Below are 19,369 nucleotides of genomic sequence, written 5' to 3' on the forward strand. Positions count from 1 at the left end.
TCAGCAACCAGAAAGATGCCGGAAATGAACTAAAAATATCTATTTTTCAGGCGTGAACCGGAGCCAGCCGTCTGGTCCCAATCGCTCCAACGGGCGAAAACGAACTTTGTAGTTCATCCTCGGCGAGCCCTCTACCCAATAGCCGAGGTAAACATAAGGCAGCCCGGCTTTACGGGCACGCATGATATGATCCATGATTATATAATTTCCCAAACCAACCCGATCTGGATGGTCAGCATCAAAGAAGCTGTATATCATTGATAGTCCATCGCCCTGCTGATCGGTCAGACATGCGCCGACTAAAGCGCCTTTACTGCCATCTTCAGTCGGTTCGCGATATTCGACGACGAAGCTTTTGACTGGCGATTGCTCAACCATGTCGGAATAATCCATCTCATCCATCTCGGTCATACCGCCGCCGGGATGACGCTTGGAAAGATATTTCTGAAGCAAGGCAAATTGCTCTTCCGTCGCCCAAGGCTCACATGCCTGCACCACCAGATCCTGATTACGCTTGATGAGTTTCCGCTGGGTAGTATTCGGCTTGAATTCATCCGAAATCACCCGCACTGAAATACAAGCTTTGCAGTCCAGACAGCTGGGGCGATAGGCGACATTCTGGCTACGTCTAAAACCGATCCGGCCGAGGGCATCATTAAGCTCGTCGGTATGTGGACCATTGAGTTCGGTAAATACCTTGCGCTCGCTTTTACCGGGCAAGTACGGGCATGGACTGGGATTGGTCACAAAAAATCGCGGGAAGCGAACAGGAGCAGTCACAAAAGCCAGCCTTGGTTAGAATTCTCAAGAATCGATTTTGCTAATATGACGGTTGCGGGACAAAATTGAAAGGCGGTTTACCACATAAATCCATCACGGATTTTAATGCTGTGTTTCGACAAACTCAGACGCAAAAAAAACGGGACGATAAACGCCCCGTTTTCAAATTTATTTACCAAAAAAGCTCAAGGGCTTGTTGGATCATTATCATCAGCAATGATGATAATGCCAGCGATTACAGCAGCTGCGGCCAAGACAGCGATCAGAATGCCATTTTCGCCTTCCAACTTCTCGCCTTTTGCAGTTGTCGAAGCGCTTACACGCTCAACTGCTGGTGCAACGCTATCTGCCGCTTGTGCAGCTACAGGTGCGATTACCAGAGCTGCGGCTGCCGTAGCCGATGCTAGTTTATTGAACTTCATTATGTACTCCAATCAGTGGTAGTGTCATTGAGTGAGGCCAAAATTTAGCCCCAATGCGCCCAAATCACGATATAGTCCCAGACACTTTTGTCTTTTTGAACCATATCGAGAGTTGGGATTACAACAAGATCGATAAAAACGCAAGTAAAGGCTTGGCTATTTTTGGATAGTTTCAGATTAGGTGAGATAATTCCGCGGACAGTTGAATGGCTTAGCGGCTGCGTACAAAAACGGGTGCTCCCCCAACCCAAGTCTGGCTCACCGTCATCGTTCGGATTGTGGATGGAGAAGCAAGCATGAAATCCTCATCCAAAATCAGGAAATCTGCGCGCTTGCCGGGTTGCAGACTACCCAATCGGTCTTCGGCAAAAGCAGCATATGCCGCACCAATAGTATAAGCTTTAAACGCTTCCTCACGCGATAATCTTTCCTCGGGATACCATCCGCCGAACGGCGCGCCGGTGGCATCTTCGCGTGTCATTGCAGCCGCTATTCCAGGAAATGGATTGGATGACTCCACTGGTACATCGGTTCCAAAGGCCAAATGTGCGCCCGATTCGAGGATCGACTTCCACGCATAGGCACCAATCAAACGGCTCGGACCCAGTCGTGCCTCGGCCATCACTCTGTCGGAAGTCTGGTGTACCGGCTGCATCGAAGCGATCGCTCCACTGGCAACGAAGCGCGGCAGATCCGCAGGATCAATAATCTGCGCATGCTCAATTCGCCAGCGCCGGTCGCCCTTGAAGGTTCCCTGCATTTCCTCAATCGCCGACAGCACTTCGTCATTGGCACTATCACCAATAGCATGGGTGGCGACTTGGAAACCATCCATCGCCGCCCGGCTCATTTTATTCTTGAGTTGCGCAGAGCTTAGCAAAGCCAGACCTGTCTCGCCGGGCTTATCAGCATAAGGCTTTTTCAATAACGCCCCGCGCGAACCCAACGCACCATCCATATAGAGTTTAACCCCGGCCAATTTGAGGCGGTCGTCATAGAGCCAAGGGGATGGCCCCGGGCCACCTATGGCAACCATATTGTCGATCTCGGCAGCGTAAGAAATAATCCGGACTTTGAGCTGGCCTTTGTCGCCGGCGCGCCGGAAGCTCTGCCAATCTTCCATCGTCGTGCCCATATCGGCAATAGCCGTCACTCCGTTCGCAAGCAAAATCTCCTGCGCTTTCTGCAGCGCGAGATCCCGCTCCACGGCCCGCGGCGCGGGGATCGCGGCACTAAACAGAGATTCGGCATTATCGACGAAAATGCCGCTTGGTTTGCCGTCAATTTTTTCAATCGAACCCCCAGCAGGAGCCTTCGTCGCTGCTGTGATATTCGCAACTTTCATTGCCGCACTGTTCACCCACGCTGCGTGACCATCCACTCGGGAAAGGTACACGGGCCTATCCGGGATGATCGCATCCAGCTCTGCAGCATTAGGGAACCGCCCCAAACCCCAGACTTCCTGATTCCAACCGCGCCCGATTATCCACTGCCGCTCGGGATAGCGCTTGGCATAATCCGCCAGTTTCTGCTGTGCCTCGGCGAGCGACTTGGTGTCGGATAAGTCCAGCGTCAAAGCGGCAAAACCCATGCCCATCACATGGCCATGCGCATCGACAAATCCGGGAATCAGGTTTTTGCCTTTACCGTCAAACTGATAATCAACCTGCTTGGGGCGTTTGTCCTTTCGATCAAGCAACTCCTTCACCTTGCCATCATCATCAATGACCATGCCGGTGAAACGGATAACTTCACCCGATTTCGTTAGAGTCATGCCGTTGACATTTTCAATCAGGCTGTCTGCATGTGCCGGACTTGCCGCAATTGCCGATAGAGAAGCGCAGCTAATCGCTAACGCCCGCAAACTGAACTTACTCATCATGCTTATTCATCCTCTTGCCTTGGCGATCCGCGATACCAGGGAGCTGGTATCTTTGCGTCCACCTCCAGCTTGCTGCACCTCGGCATAAAATTGATCGACAAGCGCGGCGACCGGTAAAGTGGAACCATTGGTGCGCGCCTCTTCAAGCGCCAGTCCCAGATCCTTGCGCATCCAGTCTACCGCAAAGCCAAAATCAAATTCATCCTTTGCCATCGTGCTCCAACGATTATCCATCTGCCAGCTTTGAGCCGCGCCACCTGAAATTGCTTCATATACTTTATCGAGATCGAGCTTACTCGCCTGGGCAAACCGCAAGGCTTCTGACAGCCCCTCAAGCACACCGGCTATTGCGATCTGGTTGCACATCTTGGTGGTCTGCCCTGCCCCGGTCCGCCCGACATGAACAATGCGCGATGCGTAGACCGTCATGATCAACTCGGCTGCGGCGAACGCTTCTTTGCTGCCGCCACACATGATCGATAGCGCGCCGTTTTCCGCGCCAGCCTGTCCGCCCGATACCGGCGCATCGACAACATGGATGCCGCGCCCTTCCGCTTCCACCGACAATTGCCGGGAAATTCGCGCCGAAACGGTGGTATGGTCAATAAATAATTTGCCGCTCGCCATTGTGCTGAACGCACCATCGCGACTCATGGTCACGGCGCTCAGATCATCGTCGTTGCCAACGCAAGTAATTACAATCTGAGAATCTTTTGCGGCCTCCGCCGGACTGCTGGCTGCCTTTCCACCATTGGCTTGAACCCATTTTTCTGCCTTCGCCTTGGTCCGGTTGTAAACAGTGAGATCGTGCCCTGCCTTGGCGAGATGCGCTGCCATTGGCCCGCCCATCACACCAATTCCGATAAATGTTATTTTTGCCATATGAATCCTGTCCTTACCTGCGGATTGTCATTGGCCATAATCATTGTTTCCCTGATTGGCCAGATGCGTTAGGGCCTCTGGCATTATGACAGACCAAAACAGCACCGCCCTAAAGAGCACCACTATACCGAGCTTCGACTATGAAGACGTCAAGGCCGCGCATGCCCGCATCCGTGACCGCATTGTACAAACACCGACGCTCAAAAGCATTACCTTGTCTGAAATGGCAGGCGCGGAGGTTTTCCTGAAATTCGAGAACCTGCAGTTCACGGCGGCCTATAAAGAACGCGGGGCGCTTAACGCTTTATTGTTAATGGATGAAAGCAAACGCCAGGCCGGTGTGATCGCCGCTTCCGCTGGTAACCATGCGCAAGGACTTGCCTATAACGCAAAGAACCTTGGTATTCCCGCAACCATCGTCATGCCAAGCACCACACCGATGGTGAAGGTGGAGCAAACACGCGGACACGGCGCGGAAATCGTGATTTTTGGCGGCAATTATGATGAATCCTATGCGCACGCTCTGGAACTCGCCGAGCAGCGCGGTTTGACTTATATCCATGCCTTTGATGATCCCCATGTTGCCGCTGGCCAAGGCACGGTCGCAATTGAGATGCTGGAACAAGTTCCCGACCTCAACCGCCTGATCATTCCAATTGGTGGTGGTGGCCTGTGTTCCGGCATGGCAACGGCGGCCCATGCGATTAATCCTGATATTAAAATAACCGGCGTACAGGCGGCGCTTTATCCCAGCATGTATGGCAAGCTCAAAGGCGAAGAAGTGACCGCAGGCGGCGATACTCTGGCCGAAGGCATTGCGGTGCGCAATCCGTCAGAGTTTACCGCAGCGATCATCAAAGAACATGTCGATGAAATATTGCTTGTTGGCGAGGCGCAGCTGGAAGAAGCGGTTAGCTTGCTGCTCCAGATCGAGAAAACGGTCGTCGAAGGTGCAGGCGCCGCTGGATTGGCTGCATTGCTCGCTAACAAAGAGAAATTCGCCGGAGAAAAAGTCGGCCTGATCCTGTGCGGTGGCAACATCGATACGCGCCTTTTAGCAAATGTGCTGTTACGCGACCTCGCCCGCTCAGGCCGTCTCGCACGGCTGAGATTGCACCTGCGCGATCAGCCGGGTGCGCTTTACAATGTTGTGCGCGAATTTGCTGAGCATGAAGTGAATATCATTGAGGTCTATCACCAGCGGGTATTCACCAATCTTCCTGCCAAAGGCTTGATCACCGATATTGAATGCGAAGCGAAAGACCGCGAGCAACTGGAGGGCCTGATCGTAGCGCTGAACAAATCGGGCTATGATGTGCGGCAAGTGGAACTGGCAGACTAGATTTGATACCCGATTCTATGCTGCTTTCGGATCACGCGCTAGACTTCGCTTTACGCTGGGAGTGGTTTTGCTTAACCGCTTAAAATCTATGGCTTCAGCAAATTGAACACCGGTCTTGTCGCCTTCTGACCAGCAAGCTGTGGCAAAGCAGGCGTAATCTGGGGCCAATTCCAGCATCAGTTCGGTGCCAGGCGGAACATCCCAAAGCCCAACAACCAATGCGCCGTTAATGGCAATATTCCGGAGCTGCGCATCATATCTATAGTTGTCATGAATGACGGCAATAGATCTCAGCACAGTGCGTCGCGGGTGGCGGCTGGATTTGAGTCCGGTTGGAACCAATGGCCCTCTGCCTTCAGCCAAAAGGGCTACAGCTTCATTTGCGACGAGGGGCTTACTGTAGATATACCCCTGAACGTGAGAGCAGCCCAAATCCCGAATCAGTGCCAGTTCGTCATGGGTTTCGGCACCCTCTGCGATTGTCTCCATATCCAGGGCTTCGGCCAGGGAAACAATGGATCTGATAATCGCTGCATTTCGATTGCCAGCAATGGAAGCGCCTCGCACAAAGCTCTGGTCGATCTTGATTTTGTCAAATGGTGCTTTTTTCAAGTAACTGAGAGAGGAATAGCCTGTGCCAAAGTCATCCAATGAAAGTCGGATGCCAATGGATTTGAGATTGGCAAACATTTGGTCAGTATTATCACCTTCATTCAGGAAAACGCTTTCGGTTATCTCCAGTTCCAACCGACCCGGGTCAAGTTGCGACCTCGAAAGCGCGTTCATCACAACCGCCGGAAACCCGGGATTGGCAAATTGAATAGGTGAGACATTGACCGCAATTTTGACATTCCTTGGCCATTTCGCCACTTCATCACAGGCGGTTCGCAAAGCCCATTCGCCGATTTGTGTAATGAGGCCGGCCTCTTCAGCGATTGGAATAAATACTGCCGGTGAAATATAACCTCGCACTGGGTGATTCCACCGCAAAAGAGCTTCATATCCTGAAATCTCTTCGTTCGCGGTTGAAACTTGTGGCTGATAGACCAGATGAAATTGGTCCGCAGACAGCGCCTGTCTGAGTTCCTGTTCCAAATTTCGCCGGTCTTCCGCATCAGCATGCATGGTCCTATCGTAAAAGCGATGAATACCACGTCCACCATCCTTGGCTGCGTACAGCGCAAGATCGGCATTGCGAATGAGCGATTCGGTCGTTCCGCCATGTTCTGGAGCAATCGCAATTCCGATGGACGCACCTATTGTAATCTGAGTACCTTCGATCATGTAAGGCTGCGTCAAAGTTGCAATTACCGCGTCGGCCAAGGATGCCAGAGGTTTCCGATCATATATATCGGGAAGTACGACTTTGAATTCGTCTCCCCCAATTCTGCCGGCATGACCTTGTGAGCCTATGACACGTTGAATTCTCTGGCTAACCTGTTTCAACAGCGCATCGCCAGCAGGATGTCCCAATGTATCGTTCACCGTCTTGAAACGATCCAGATCGAGAAGGAACAATGCACAGGGCCGCGTAGCACCCATCTGGTCTATCAGGGCTTTTTCAAGAATCCCGAGCATTTGAAGCCGGTTTGACAATCCAGTCAAAGAATCGAATTGAGCGAGCTGCTTCACCTCGTCTTGCGACCTCCGCATAGCCGTCAAGTCGGTGCCGCTACCTCGAAACCCCTGAAACTGACCATATGGCGAGAATATCGGATTGCCAGATAGCGACCACCAGCGCTCTTCTCCAAATATCACAGACTGAACAGAAATTTCTTTAAATGCCGAGCGACTGGACAGATGGAACCCCAAAGTCCTTTCGCCGCTTGGCGAACTGGAAGCCGCTTCAAAAGGCGCAATCAAATTGGTCAATGATTGACCAATGAGGTCTTCAAAAGTGTCGCTTGAATATTTCCGGATAGAATCGGAAATATAGATTATTTTGCCATCTCGATCCGTTTCCCAGAACCAACCCAAACCCGCATTTTCATATTCCGTCAGCAGTAAGCTAGCCCGCTTTTCGCCCTGACGTTTTTCTATTATACGTAGATTGTCAGCGTGATCCCGGCGGATATGTTCTAAAGTCGCGACATAGGCTGCGGACACAAAAATTAAGAAAGCAAAGCCAAACGCAAAAAACGGCAACGCGAAAAACAGAACCGCTACCACACCGGTACTAAAAGAAACCCCAACGATCCGTTGTTTTCCAGCAATAATGGCGACAATCATTGTGGTAAAACATTGAAAAACGACGCAGGACGCTGCGAGCAGCGGCGATGATTGGAGGTCAATCAATGACAGCTGGAAAACAGCAAATGTGATTCCCGAAAGACAGGCAAAAACAAGCATGAATCGGAGTTGCAAATACGGTTGTAAAGTCTTGAATTTCTTGAATTTTGCGGCACCGCAGATACAAAGATCGAAGAAAAAGGTCGATGCGGCCAAGGACATCGTCATGGCATGCATTGATAGAGTCGCGTTCTGGTCCGCCAGATAGAGAAAGATCAATCCAGCGACTTTTACCAACGGGATCAAGGGCCAAAAACTTGATAAAGCCAATATATCATCGGCAATTCTTTGCGACACGCTATCATTGTCGGACGATGGGACAATACCCAAACTCGTCCAACCCGCCAATTTGGCTGGTAATGGCTCAATACTGGCAGTATTACGTCGCAAATTCATCAGAAAGGGCTAACGGTAAAGAGTTTCTATCTTCTTACTTTCGACGCCATGAATGGTAATTTTTGAACGCAGAGACAGTTCTCATGGAAGTCACTCGCTTGGAATGACCGCTATCGGGACCAATCACGGCAGTATTGAGCGAGCGGTTTTACGAATTGCCACGCAGGCGATTACCATAGTCTCGGACGCATGAACAAGAACAGCGGTCTGATTTTCCAATTACCTAAACCCGCGCTGTAACCCCCGCATCGCGCATCCCGCGCCAGACTTGCGCCGCCTGCACCGTTTCCGGCACATCATGAACCCGAACGATTTGCGCACCCTGTTGGATGGCATGAAGGGCAAGCGCGATAGAACCGCCCAGACGCTGGTCAACCGGCGCTTCTTTTGACAGGGCACCGATCATGCGTTTGCGGCTCGCGCCGATCAGCAGCGGTTGGCCAAGCGCATGGAACATCGCAAGATTGTTCATCAACGCCAGATTGTCAGCGAGAGACTTTCCGAAACCGAGCCCCGGATCGACGATGATTTTTTCGCGCTCAAAACCGGCTTCGACAACATCGGCTATGCGTTGCTCCAGCCAATCGAAGGTCTCCGTAACAACATTGCCATACCCATTACCTTTGTGCGGATCTTTGCCGCTGGAAGGGGCGTGCATCAACACCACCGGTTTGCCAGAAACTCCGGCCACCTCAAGCGAACGTTTATCATGAAGAAGTGCTGATATATCATTGATAATATGCGCTCCTGCTGCGATGGCGGCCTCCATGACAGCGGCCTTGCGCGTATCGACCGAAATCGCCGCGCCACAGTGCGTGAGCTTTTCAATCACTGGCACCACTCGCTTGATTTCGTCACCTTCCCAAACCGCTTCGGCCCCGGGACGGGTTGATTCACCGCCGATATCGATGATCGAGGCCCCAGCGGTAGCCATATTGAAGGCAGCGTCTATGGCAGCTTGCGGATCGCTCCCATTTTTTCCTGCATGCTTGCCACCATCCGAAAAGCTGTCGGGCGTCCTGTTCAATATACCCATGACATGCGGCTGATCAAAACGGATCACCCGCTCGCCGCATTGCAATGGCGCATGCGGTCTGGTGAGATTTGCAAATAGCGCCGTCGCGCGTTCAGCCAGCGGCTCAACCATTTTTTCCAACAATTGCGGCCATTGCTCAACGGGTACCAGCGCCCGGGCGGATTTTCCTTCATCTATCGTCGTACATTCAATCTGAGAAAACCACATCAAACTGTTGTTTAGACGACTATTTTGTTCATCAAAATACTGTGGATTATCCAGAAACCCGACAGGCTTCATATAGATTTTGGAATGTGCCGATTGAGCCTCCATCTGTTCCATGAAGTCGGCCATTTTAGGGTTCCGTTGCCAGTAGATAGGTCTGACGCAAATCGTCAATCGGCTTCAGTTCCTTGCCGTCATGATAATACCAGTAGGTCCAGCCATTGCAGCTTGGCGCATCTTGCACCGTCGCACCGATTTTATGGATCGAACCTTCCTTACCCTCCCAAAGCAGCGAACCATCTGCACGCACTTTAGCTTTGAACTTGCGGTTTTTGCTGCAAATCTCGGTACCGGCTTTCAGGTAGCCAGTTTCCACCAAAGTGCCAAAGGCAACCCGCGGTTTGGACTTGGGTGATTGCATGGTTTTCAGCGAACTCTCGTCGAGCGGAAGCGCTGCCTCTATGCGCTCTTCAGCGACCTCGCAGTAAACATCTTCCTTCTCGCAACCGATCCAATGACGTCCCAATCTTTTCGCTACGGCGCCGGTGGTTCCAGTACCAAAAAACGGATCGAGCACGATATCGCCCGGATTGGTCGTTGCCAGCATGATACGATAGAGCAACGCTTCAGGTTTCTGCGTCGGATGCGCCTTGACACCGTCGCGTTTCAACCGTTCCTGACCACCGCAAATCGGCATCACCCAGTCGGAGCGCATCTGTAATTCATCGTTGAGGTTCTTCATCGCGCGGTAGTTAAAGGTATATTTCGCCTTTTCGCTCTTGGCAGCCCAGATCAGCGTTTCATGCGCATTGGTAAACCGTGTCCCCTTGAAATTGGGCATCGGATTGGCCTTGCGCCAGATGATATCATTGAGGATCCAGTAGCCAATATCCTGCAACGAAGCGCCAACGCGGAATATATTATGATAACTGCCAATCACCCAAAGCGAACCATTTGGTTTAAGAATACGCCGCGCCTCTGATAGCCAAGCCTTTGTAAACGCATCGTAAGCGGCAAAGCTGTCAAACTGGTCCCACGCATCGTCGACCGCATCCACTTGGCCACCTTCGGGCCGGTAAAGATCACCACCAAGTTGCAAGTTGTAGGGCGGATCGGCAAAAACCATATCGATCGAAGCATCCGGCAGTGACGCCATGGCTTCAATACAATCCATCTTCAAAATGCTGTTTAACGGCAGTTTTGCAGTATTTTCCGCCGGCTTAGCCGTTCCCGTTTTTATGGTGCGCCCAGTCTTCTTGTGCGGTGCAACCTTGTTTGTCGGCGCGTCAATGCGCTCAATGATACCCATGAAGGATCATCCCCTTTTTGTTTCCAGCCGCGATCAGGGTGAGTCCATCGCAGCTAACGGTCAAGGCCGTTAACTTAGGTTAAAGGCGTATCTTTATGGTTAACGGGAATTGAAAAAGGAGAACGAAACGAGTCCGCCACCAGATATAGAGTCCCGCCGTACGTCGTGGACTCAATCCCTAGTGGTGTGACAAAAAGGACTCGATTGGCGATTTTAATTTGATATTTGCGACTAAATGAGTGCGATCTGCGCAACTGGCGCAAAACTTTTCCGGTGCAGCGGCGTCGGGCCGTATTTGCGGAGCGCAGCGAGATGCTCCGCGGTCCCATAACCTTTGTTCCGCTCCCAACCATATTCCGGATATTGCACTGCCGCCTCAATCATCAGCCGGTCGCGATGTTCCTTGGCGATGATGGAAGCGGCGGAAATACAGGGGTGGAGGGCATCACCACCAATTATCGCGATCGCCTCATGATCCCATTCAGGCAAGCGATTACCATCGACCAGAACATGATCCGGTCGCGCCACCAGGCCGTCAGCAGCACGGGTCATAGCCAGCATGGTTGCTTGCAATATATTAATGGAATCAATCTCCAACTGATCGCATAAAGCAATGGAGAATATAGTTTTTTCCAGAATTTCGAGCTCTAAAGTCGCGCGTTTTTTTGCACTAAGTTTCTTGCTGTCATCCAGACCGATTATGCCGTGACCATCGGGCAATATCACAGCAGCGGCGACCACCGGACCAGCCAGCGGTCCCCTGCCCGCTTCGTCGACGCCTGCAATTGTCTGCACGATCAATTGATTCTCCACGGAGGATACCGACGGTTTTCACCGGCATGATACAGACAAATGATATTGCCATGCGGATCGCGTAGCCGTGCCTCGCGCCAACCCCAGCTTTCATCTTGCGGCATTCGATCAAAGACGATGCCGGTTTCAACAAGCTCTTTTACCCAGGCATCCAGAGCCAGGCTTTCAAAATAAACGACAGCATCATTGGGTGACTCTGAACCAGAATGAATCGAGAAAGTTGCGCCATTTCCTGCCTCAAAACGGGCATAGCCGTTATCCGGGCTATCAACAATTTGTCGCAGCCCGAGCTTTTTATAAAAATCAACGGAGGCAGTATAATCGGAAGAGCCTACGGTCACCTGATTAAAGGAAATACCCGGGACGACCTCATCCTCATCCCAGAAATCGCGGACCTGCTGGTGCCCCAGTGGGCCATTACCTTCACCAAAATGAGGCGCTTCCAGCAAGGCAAGCCTGACAAAGCGGATCGCTCGATTGAAGGCTTCAACCAGCGGCAAGCCCTGCCCCATTCCGCAAGCCAGAGCGCTCGCTAATGTACAGCCCGTTCCATGCGTGTCGCTGGTATCAAATCTTTTGCCTTCAAGGCTGGTGACCAAGCCCTTTGGCGAATAAAGTCGGTCCACAATGCGTTGTCCTTCACCATGCCCGTCTTTCAAAAGCAGATGGCAACCATGACCGAGAACCGCCTCTTTGCCGCCGAGTGCTTCAAGTTCGGGTATATTAGGCGTAACGACGCTGGCTAGCGCCATCAGACTGCCAAAAGCGGCGATTGTGGCTTCATCGGCTAGCGTGCTACCGCTGGTCGCAACCATCACTGGATCGAACACAATAGGCACGCTGACCCGTTCCAGATAATCCGCGACGGCAGTCGCTGTCCCGGCGCTTCCAATCATTCCGATCTTTATCGCATCCACCCCAATATCGCGGACCACGGCATCTATCTGCGCAATCACAGTCTCGGTCGGGATTAAATGCACCGCATCTAACCCAATTGTATTTTGTGCCGTCACCGCCGTTATAGCGGTCATCGCATATCCACCGAGCATGGTGATGGTCTTGATGTCCGCCTGAATGCCAGCGCCGCCGCCGCTGTCTGACCCTGCTATGGATAAAATGCGGGCCGGAGCGATCATATGGCCATGCCGAAAAATATTACCAGAATACCGATCAGCAGGACTGCGATGATCACCCCCAGCGTCAGTATAATATTTCTACGATTGGCGAGATACCACTCCGGCGCGAGGATTTTTATCCCCACGCCGATTGCAACTGGCATGAACAGGATCATCACAGCTATTGCTAAAACAATGAGGAATATCTCGGCTATCAATATGCTTATCCTTTAAATTTCCGCTCGCCCGAAGCCGGATATTTTTTCAACAATTCAATAGATCGAATGGGTCGCGGTTCAAATCCACCGCCACAATTCGGGCATATATGGGCCAGTTTGCCTTTTACGCAATCATCACAAAAGGTGCATTCAAATGTACAGATGTTTGCTCCCGGCTGATCTGCGGGCAAATCAACGCCGCAGCTTTCGCAATCTGGGCGCATTTCCAGCATATTCAGGCAGCCTCTTCCACAACGGAACAAATTCGATCCACAACAGTGTTAACTTGATCAGAATTATCGCCTTCCGCCATAACACGGATCAGGGGCTCGGTGCCGGATGCGCGAATAACCAATCGACCTACGCCGTCGAGTTCCTTTTCCGCTTCAGCAATGACAGATATTACCTTCTCGTCAGCCAATGGATCGCCACCACTATAACGAACATTTTTGAGAAGCTGCGGAACTGGATCAAAAAGATGCAGCAATTCACTGGCTGGCTTGCCGCTTTCCACGAGCTCAGCCATGACTTGCAAGGCCGCGATTGTGCCATCGCCGGTTGTTGCGTGATCGAGCAATATCATATGACCAGATTGCTCACCGCCGACGTTAAATCCGCCCTTTTTCATTTCTTCCAGCACATAACGATCGCCCACTTTTGAGCGAACGAGATCGAGTTTTTGAGAATTTAAAAATCGCTCCAACCCCAGGTTGGACATAACCGTTGCAACAATTCCGTCACCGGTGAGCAAGCCATTTCGACTCCAACTCCAGCCAATAAGAGCCATGAGCTGGTCGCCATCAACAATCTTACCCTTCTCATCGACCACAATCAGCCGGTCAGCATCACCATCCAGTGCAATTCCTATATGTGCGCCGCTCGCGACGACCGATTCCTGCAGAGCTGCAACATCTGTGGAGCCGCATTTATCATTTATGTTTTTGCCGTTCGGATCGACACCGATGGTGATGACTTCCGCCCCCAATTCCCAGAATGCCGAAGGGGCGACCTGATAGGCGGCACCATTGGCACAATCGACCACAACCTTCAGTCCGTCGAGACGGATATGGTCTGGTAACGACATTTTGACTGCATGAATATACCGCCCGCGTGCATCCTCAAATCTCCGCGCCCGACCGATATCAGACGCCGCCGCCAGTTTTGAAGGTTCGTCCAGATAAGATTCGATTTTCAATTCATCTTCGTCGGATAGCTTGAATCCGTCAGGGCCGAAAAGCTTGATCCCATTGTCATGATATGGATTATGGCTAGCAGAAATCATTACACCCAAATCTGCCCGCATGGATCGCGTCAGCATCGCAACCGCGGGAGTTGGCATGGGTCCAACTTGCACCACATCCATCCCGACACTGGTAAAGCCGGCAACCAGCGCATTTTCCATCATATAGCCCGACAGGCGGGTGTCTTTCCCAACCACAACCCGGTGTCTATGGTCCCCACGCAAAAAATGGCGTCCGGCGGCCTGACCGACCTTCATGGCTATTTCGGCCGTCATCGGGTGTTGATTGGTAAGACCTCTGATACCGTCCGTACCGAAGAATTTCTTTGTCATTCCAAGTGTTTTCCCTCTTTATCTGTTCGCCATCAATTCGCGTATCCCTGTAAGCGGCTTTAGACCATCCTCTAGGCCCAGACCAAGAGACAAATCTATTTTCACAGGCTTTGGCTATGTACGGTCAAACACACTAAGGGCTTGCCAGCACCTATCGTCGCTGTATCACTAACCAAACGCAGGTCTGGTTCGGGGAAGCTCATTGAAAAAAGCGCTTATTATACTGGCGGCATTGATATTGGGGATTGTCGCCGGTTTGAGCTTTGGATCAAGCGCGGACTGGCTGGTCACTAGCGCCGACGTCGTTGGCACGATGTGGCTTAATGGACTGCGCATGACTGTCATCCCGCTCGTTTTTACTCTCCTTGTAGTAGGCATCGCCAAAGCTGCATCAATGGCGCGAGCGGGCCGGATGACCGCACGCGCAATCGCTTTCATGATTTTCATATTATGGTGCTCCTCGGCGATGGCGGCGATTGTGACGCCCGCGTTGCTGGAGATTTTTCCTTTGGATAGTGGCGCTGCCGAGGCATTGCGCTCCGCATTAGGCAGCGTCGAACCGGCTGGCGATGTCCCACCATTCAGCGATTTCTTGCGCGCAATCATTCCCACAAATCCGATTGCTGCCGCCGCAGAAGATGCAGTTTTACCGCTCATGGTCTTTGCACTCGCCTTTGCTTTTGCGATAACCCGGTTACCGGAAAAACCCCGCACGCTGCTCACGGATTTTTTTGAAGCAATGGCCGATGCTTTATTGATCCTGATCCAGTGGGTATTGCTGCTTGCCCCTATTGGTGTGTTTGCCTTGGCGCTCGTCGTTGGTGCCAAAGCCGGAGCGGCAGCGTTTGGCGCGCTGCTGCATTATGTTTTAATCGTCAGTGCCATCGGTGCAGTGATCTGGATTGCGAGCTATCTGCTGACCTTGGTGGGAGCCAAACGCAACCCAGTCGCATTTTTCCGGGCTTCTGCCCCGGCACAGGCAGTGGCAATTTCCACACAAAGCTCGCTCGCATCACTACCGGCGATGGTGAGTGGCGTTAAAGCAATGGGTGTCGGAGAACGCTCCGCGGATGTGGTGCTTCCGATCTCGGTCGCGCTGTTCAGAGCCACTGGGCCTTGCATGAACCTAGCGGTCGCGATTTATGTCGCCCATCTCATGGGAATAGAATTATCGGTCAGCGCTCTGGCTATCGGTGTAGTTGTTGCTGCGATCACAACGATGGGCGCGGTCAGCCTGCCGGGATCGGTCAGTTTCATTACCTCCATAGCACCGATTGCGCTGGCAATGGGCTTGCCGATTGAACCGCTTGCTTTGCTTTTGGCGATTGAGACCTTTCCTGATATTATGAGGACAGTGGCCAATGTCAGTATGGATATGAGCGTAACTGCAACAGTCGCGGCACGTGAAGGAGATATTGAATGAAATACCGTAAACTGGGCGCTGAACTGGAAGTGTCCGCACTCGGCCTTGGTTGCATGCCAATGGCGGGAATTGGCAAAGGTATGTATGGCGAGGCCAACACAGCAGAGTGCCTTGCCACACTCGATCGCGCAATTGAACTTGGCATCACTTTCTTTGATACAGCAGAAGTTTACGGCCCTTACCGGAACGAAGAATTATTGGGTCAGGCTATAAAAGGGCGCCGTGACAGGCTCGTCATTGCCACTAAATTCGGATTTGATTTGACCAATCCCGTCAAGATCGGGGTGGATTCATCCCCCGCCAACGTGCGGCGCGCCTGCGAAGGATCACTGCAGCGCCTTGGCATTGATACGATTGATCTGTTTTACCAGCACCGCGTCGATCCCAATGTACCGATAGAAGAAACCGTAGGTGCAATGGCCAATCTGGTTACTGAAGGAAAAGTACGTTATCTCGGGTTATCTGAAGCGGGTGCTGATACAATCAAGCGCGCCAATAGAACACACCCTATCGCAGCCTTGCAATCAGAATATTCTTTGTGGGAACGCAGCATTGAAGAGGAAATATTGCCGCTGTGTCAGGATTTGAACATCGGCTTTGTTCCCTATAGCCCCCTTGGCCGTGGCTTCCTGACCGGACAAATTACGAGCCGGGATGATCTGGCTGATGATGACTACCGCTTGCGTGATCCGCGCTATTCGGAAGAGAATTTCGATCAGAACCTGAAGATGGTGGACGTCGTCAAAGAAATTGCAAGCAACCATGGCTGCTCCGCAGCGCAAGTCGCACTCGCCTGGTTGTTGGCGCAGGGCGATTTCATTGTCCCGATCCCCGGCTCCAAGCGCCGTGCCACTCTGGAAGACAGCATGGCCGCCGTTGACGTGACATTGACCGACGATGATCTTGATGCATTGGAAAAAGTCGCACCAATGGGCGGCACCGCCGGCCCCCGATATGGTGAAGCCATGATGTCGATGGTGCGTCTCTAAAGCTTAGCGGTCATAGGCCTTTGGCAGAGAACCAGGAGCCGGGTTACGGTAACGTTCCCGCAAGCGTTCCTGACGATTGGATAGTGACTGCTGCACGCCATCAACAAACACCATCTCGACTTGCGTCGAAAGCTCTAATGGGTCACCTGTCCAAATCACTACATCGCCCTTGCGTCCCGCTTTCAACGAACCAAGCTGCGCGCCCATACCCATGATTTCAGCCGGTTTCGAACTGATCGCGGCAAATGCTTCATCCCAACTTAGTCCGGTCGCCCGTGGCACTTTATTAAGCGCCACCAAGTTACCCGCATATTGGACAGAATAGCGCAGTTGATGTTCATCGCGATCATTGATCATTCCAATGGCCACATTGACGCCAGCGGCCTTCATCCGGCCAATATTGGATTGGGTTGCAGACAGGCTTTCAAAACGATCCGGGAGATCATTGAGCGCTGATGCCAAAACCGGAACACGCGCAGCGGCGATCTCATTCGCCACACGCCAACCTTCGCTCGCACCGACGAGTACCATATTCAATGCCGGAAACTCTTTTTTGATATCGAGCACCTTTAATATATCATTCGCGCTTTCGACATGAACCAAAAGCTGGACGCTACCATTAATAACCGGCAGCAATGCCTTCGCGTCGGACTTGGTTAGCAAATCGCTTTCAAAACTCGCTGGCGCGCGCGCGTAACTGCTTGCTTCATCAAGTAGTGCACGAAACAGGATGTGCGTTGCGGCGCGGCTCCCCCCTGCCCGGCTATGGCCGGTTTCGCCAAGCTCGACAAACTGGAATGCCTTGGCCTTGGTGATCGGTGAATTATCCTGGCCAAGGTCAATAATCGCGCCATAACCCCCGAATATTGACGTTGCAGTGCTTGGAGATACCACCGCTCGGGTCACGCCCGCAGCGCGGTTAACGGATACCGCCGAAGCGAATGGATTGACCGCATATTGCACATCAATTGCTGATGAAAAAACAGAGCCCCGCGCATTGACATCATTGGTTTGGCTAACCGCTCCGACCTCAACCAGCCCGACCCGGCTGAACCCTGCAAAAATACCTGGCGTAACCCACTTTCCAGACGCGTCGATCCGGCGCGCATTGGCTGGAATTGCGATATTGAGACCGGCGGCAACAACACGATCATTGGTCATGATCACCGTACCGCCATCAATCGGAGCAGTACCGTCCCCGATCACAACTTTACCGCCGGTGATCGCAATAGTTTCCGCCGCAGCAGAAGCGGCCGTGAGAGCAATTGATGAGAGCAGAAGAGCGCCAAATTTCATCATTTCACGTCTCCTTCACCAGGCTGACCAAGCTCGAAATCGCTCACGGGCCTGCGTGCAGGATCATTGCTGTCAAACAGCAAAGCGCCATCAATCCAGACCTTTTCCGGTCGGGAATATACGCTCAATGGATTGCCGTTCCAGAGCACGACATCGGCCATCTTGCCTGCTTTCAGGCTGCCGGTCTGGTCTTCAATACCAAGGGCCTTAGCAGCGTTGTAGGTGATCCATTTCATCGCCTCGGCATCGCTGATCTCAAGTCCCATAGCGCGACCATCGGCAAGCGCTTTTGCTGTTTCCTGATTGAGGCGCTGGATCTGGTTCTCGTCATCGGAATGTATGATCGTGCAGGCACCGGCATTATAGACCAGCGCTGCATTTTCCGGAATGGCATCATAGGCTTCCATCTTGAAGCCCCACCAATCTGCCCACATTGCCGAACAAATGCCTTCTTTCGCTAATATGTCGGCAATTTTATAACTTTCGACCGCATGGTGAAATGCCGTTACCTTATAGCCAAATTCCTTCGCCATATCGATGACCTGGTACATCTCGTCGGCGCGGTAGCAATGGTTATGAACCAGTATCTCGCCGTTGAGAACGCCAGCAAGCGTTTCCTTGGCAAGGTCCCGTTTGGGCGGTTTTGCGCCCTTCATCTTTTCGCGATATTCCTGCGCGTCAATCCATGTCTGGCGGTTCACCGCAAGGCTACCCATCCGGGTTGAGGGCATACGTCCCTTGCCACCATAGACCCGCTTTGGATTCTCGCCGCAGGCCATTTTCAAACCATAAGGCGCGCCGGGGAATTTCATGCCCTGCACTGTGCGCGACGGCACGTTTTTGAGCGTGACCGAACGCCCGCCGAATAGATTGGCTGAGCCAGGAAGAATTTGTAGCGAAGTAATTCCCCCATTTGCCATAGCGCGCGAGAAACCGGGGTCTTGCGGCCAAACACTATGTTCTGCCCAAACCTCCGGTGTGGCTGGAGACGTTGCCTCGTTGCCATCGCTATGCGCGTCGACACTGGGCGTCGGATAATCTCCAAGGTGGCTGTGCACATCAATAATGCCCGGTGTTACATATTTTCCGACACCGCTAATCTGGTTCACAACATCTGGTGGCATCGAAGTTGGGCCGCCGACTGCCTTGATCTTGCCGTCTGTCATATGGACCCAGCCATTCTCAAATTGACCGCCCTCACCATCGATCACCGTGACCGGGATGATGAGAGTTTCTTCAGCGGGATAGCCCTTGTAGGTAGATGGGAATGCAACCCTGACCGGTTTGGAAGATGATGCGCTCGAAGCGCTCGCGGTTTCCGTTTCAGCAGCCGTAGCCGCGCATCCTGCCACAAGCGACCCCGCGGCCAATACCGCCAGCAATGCTCCAGACTTCATTTT

General features: G+C 52.3%; 17 protein-coding genes. 3 read left to right on the forward strand and 14 right to left on the reverse strand.

Annotated elements, in window-relative coordinates; all coding sequences use genetic code 11:
* Positions 1 to 39: 39 nt before the first annotated feature.
* The 4 genes from HF685_RS04075 to HF685_RS04090 form a co-directional block, all read right to left on the reverse strand.
* Positions 40 to 780: an arginyltransferase gene (locus tag HF685_RS04075; protein ID WP_168818405.1), complete on the reverse strand. Its 741-nt coding sequence runs from the start codon at positions 778 to 780 to the stop codon at positions 40 to 42.
* A gap of 185 nt (positions 781 to 965) precedes the next feature.
* The gene (locus tag HF685_RS04080) at positions 966 to 1,202 is read right to left on the reverse strand and encodes a hypothetical protein (RefSeq protein ID WP_168818406.1); all 237 of its coding nucleotides are present in this window, start codon (positions 1,200 to 1,202) and stop codon (positions 966 to 968) included.
* Positions 1,203 to 1,413: 211 nt separating this feature from the next.
* Complete coding sequence (locus HF685_RS04085) at positions 1,414 to 3,084, reverse strand: amidohydrolase (RefSeq protein ID WP_425500174.1); 1,671 nt, start codon at positions 3,082 to 3,084, stop codon at positions 1,414 to 1,416.
* 6 nt (positions 3,085 to 3,090) lie between these two features.
* Positions 3,091 to 3,966: an NAD(P)-dependent oxidoreductase gene (locus HF685_RS04090; RefSeq protein ID WP_168818407.1), complete on the reverse strand. Its 876-nt coding sequence runs from the start codon at positions 3,964 to 3,966 to the stop codon at positions 3,091 to 3,093.
* An 85-nt stretch (positions 3,967 to 4,051) separates the two neighbouring features.
* Between HF685_RS04090 and HF685_RS04095 the strand changes: the two genes are divergently transcribed.
* Entirely contained in the window at positions 4,052 to 5,308 is a 1,257-nt protein-coding gene (locus HF685_RS04095; protein WP_168818408.1) for a threonine ammonia-lyase, read from the forward strand.
* Positions 5,309 to 5,323: 15 nt separating this feature from the next.
* Here HF685_RS04095 and HF685_RS04100 read toward each other — a convergent pair whose 3' ends face one another.
* From HF685_RS04100 to glmM, 8 genes are all read right to left on the reverse strand, one after another.
* Positions 5,324 to 7,993, reverse strand: a complete 2,670-nt coding sequence (locus HF685_RS04100; protein ID WP_168818409.1) for an EAL domain-containing protein — start codon at positions 7,991 to 7,993, stop codon at positions 5,324 to 5,326.
* A gap of 223 nt (positions 7,994 to 8,216) precedes the next feature.
* The gene (gene folP, locus HF685_RS04105) at positions 8,217 to 9,362 is read right to left on the reverse strand and encodes a dihydropteroate synthase (RefSeq protein ID WP_246218738.1); all 1,146 of its coding nucleotides are present in this window, start codon (positions 9,360 to 9,362) and stop codon (positions 8,217 to 8,219) included.
* A 1-nt stretch (position 9,363) separates the two neighbouring features.
* Positions 9,364 to 10,542, reverse strand: coding sequence for a site-specific DNA-methyltransferase (locus HF685_RS04110; RefSeq protein ID WP_168818410.1), 1,179 nt, complete (start codon positions 10,540 to 10,542; stop codon positions 9,364 to 9,366).
* A 231-nt stretch (positions 10,543 to 10,773) separates the two neighbouring features.
* Positions 10,774 to 11,343, reverse strand: a complete 570-nt coding sequence (locus HF685_RS04115; protein ID WP_246218739.1) for a ribonuclease HII — start codon at positions 11,341 to 11,343, stop codon at positions 10,774 to 10,776.
* Complete coding sequence (gene thiD, locus HF685_RS04120; protein WP_168818412.1) at positions 11,340 to 12,491, reverse strand: bifunctional hydroxymethylpyrimidine kinase/phosphomethylpyrimidine kinase; 1,152 nt, start codon at positions 12,489 to 12,491, stop codon at positions 11,340 to 11,342. The genes HF685_RS04115 and thiD overlap by 4 nt, the downstream gene beginning before the upstream one ends.
* Entirely contained in the window at positions 12,488 to 12,688 is a 201-nt protein-coding gene (locus HF685_RS04125) for a hypothetical protein (protein WP_168818413.1), read from the reverse strand. Before HF685_RS04125 ends, thiD begins: the two co-directional genes overlap by 4 nt.
* Before the next feature lie 5 nt (positions 12,689 to 12,693).
* Positions 12,694 to 12,921: a DUF1272 domain-containing protein gene (locus tag HF685_RS04130; RefSeq protein WP_168818414.1), complete on the reverse strand. Its 228-nt coding sequence runs from the start codon at positions 12,919 to 12,921 to the stop codon at positions 12,694 to 12,696.
* A 2-nt stretch (positions 12,922 to 12,923) separates the two neighbouring features.
* Positions 12,924 to 14,261, reverse strand: coding sequence for a phosphoglucosamine mutase (gene glmM, locus HF685_RS04135; RefSeq protein WP_168818415.1), 1,338 nt, complete (start codon positions 14,259 to 14,261; stop codon positions 12,924 to 12,926).
* A 202-nt stretch (positions 14,262 to 14,463) separates the two neighbouring features.
* On the opposite strand from glmM, the gene HF685_RS04140 reads away from it, so the two are divergent.
* Together HF685_RS04140 and HF685_RS04145 are read left to right on the forward strand one after the other, a co-directional pair.
* The gene (locus tag HF685_RS04140) at positions 14,464 to 15,684 is read left to right on the forward strand and encodes a dicarboxylate/amino acid:cation symporter (protein ID WP_168818416.1); all 1,221 of its coding nucleotides are present in this window, start codon (positions 14,464 to 14,466) and stop codon (positions 15,682 to 15,684) included.
* Positions 15,681 to 16,673 carry an aldo/keto reductase gene (locus HF685_RS04145; RefSeq protein ID WP_168818417.1) on the forward strand — a complete coding sequence of 331 codons (993 nt, stop codon included), beginning with the start codon at positions 15,681 to 15,683 and terminating at the stop codon, positions 16,671 to 16,673. The genes HF685_RS04140 and HF685_RS04145 overlap by 4 nt, the downstream gene beginning before the upstream one ends.
* Before the next feature lie 3 nt (positions 16,674 to 16,676).
* Here the strand turns inward: HF685_RS04145 and HF685_RS04150 are convergent, their stop codons facing one another.
* Both HF685_RS04150 and HF685_RS04155 read right to left on the reverse strand, forming a co-directional pair.
* The gene (locus HF685_RS04150) at positions 16,677 to 17,972 is read right to left on the reverse strand and encodes an amidohydrolase family protein (RefSeq protein ID WP_168818418.1); all 1,296 of its coding nucleotides are present in this window, start codon (positions 17,970 to 17,972) and stop codon (positions 16,677 to 16,679) included.
* Entirely contained in the window at positions 17,969 to 19,366 is a 1,398-nt protein-coding gene (locus tag HF685_RS04155) for an amidohydrolase (protein ID WP_168818419.1), read from the reverse strand. The genes HF685_RS04150 and HF685_RS04155 overlap by 4 nt, the downstream gene beginning before the upstream one ends.
* Positions 19,367 to 19,369: the final 3 nt, after the last annotated feature.

It is taken from the genome of Parasphingorhabdus halotolerans, assembly GCF_012516475.1.
Lineage (GTDB): Bacteria > Pseudomonadota > Alphaproteobacteria > Sphingomonadales > Sphingomonadaceae > Parasphingorhabdus > Parasphingorhabdus halotolerans.

Coding starts and splice junctions, on each gene's coding strand:
- HF685_RS04080 (WP_168818406.1), bottom strand. CDS start 1,202: ATGAAGTTCAATAAACTAGCATCGGCTACGGCAGCCGCAGCTCTGGTA.
- HF685_RS04085 (WP_425500174.1), bottom strand. CDS start 3,084: ATGATGAGTAAGTTCAGTTTGCGGGCGTTAGCGATTAGCTGCGCTTCT.
- HF685_RS04090 (WP_168818407.1), bottom strand. CDS start 3,966: ATGGCAAAAATAACATTTATCGGAATTGGTGTGATGGGCGGGCCAATG.
- HF685_RS04095 (WP_168818408.1), top strand. CDS start 4,052: ATGACAGACCAAAACAGCACCGCCCTAAAGAGCACCACTATACCGAGC.
- HF685_RS04100 (WP_168818409.1), bottom strand. CDS start 7,993: ATGAATTTGCGACGTAATACTGCCAGTATTGAGCCATTACCAGCCAAA.
- folP (WP_246218738.1), bottom strand. CDS start 9,362: ATGGCCGACTTCATGGAACAGATGGAGGCTCAATCGGCACATTCCAAA.
- HF685_RS04110 (WP_168818410.1), bottom strand. CDS start 10,542: ATGGGTATCATTGAGCGCATTGACGCGCCGACAAACAAGGTTGCACCG.
- thiD (WP_168818412.1), bottom strand. CDS start 12,491: ATGATCGCTCCGGCCCGCATTTTATCCATAGCAGGGTCAGACAGCGGC.
- HF685_RS04130 (WP_168818414.1), bottom strand. CDS start 12,921: ATGCTGGAAATGCGCCCAGATTGCGAAAGCTGCGGCGTTGATTTGCCC.
- glmM (WP_168818415.1), bottom strand. CDS start 14,261: ATGACAAAGAAATTCTTCGGTACGGACGGTATCAGAGGTCTTACCAAT.
- HF685_RS04145 (WP_168818417.1), top strand. CDS start 15,681: ATGAAATACCGTAAACTGGGCGCTGAACTGGAAGTGTCCGCACTCGGC.
- HF685_RS04150 (WP_168818418.1), bottom strand. CDS start 17,972: ATGATGAAATTTGGCGCTCTTCTGCTCTCATCAATTGCTCTCACGGCC.
- HF685_RS04155 (WP_168818419.1), bottom strand. CDS start 19,366: ATGAAGTCTGGAGCATTGCTGGCGGTATTGGCCGCGGGGTCGCTTGTG.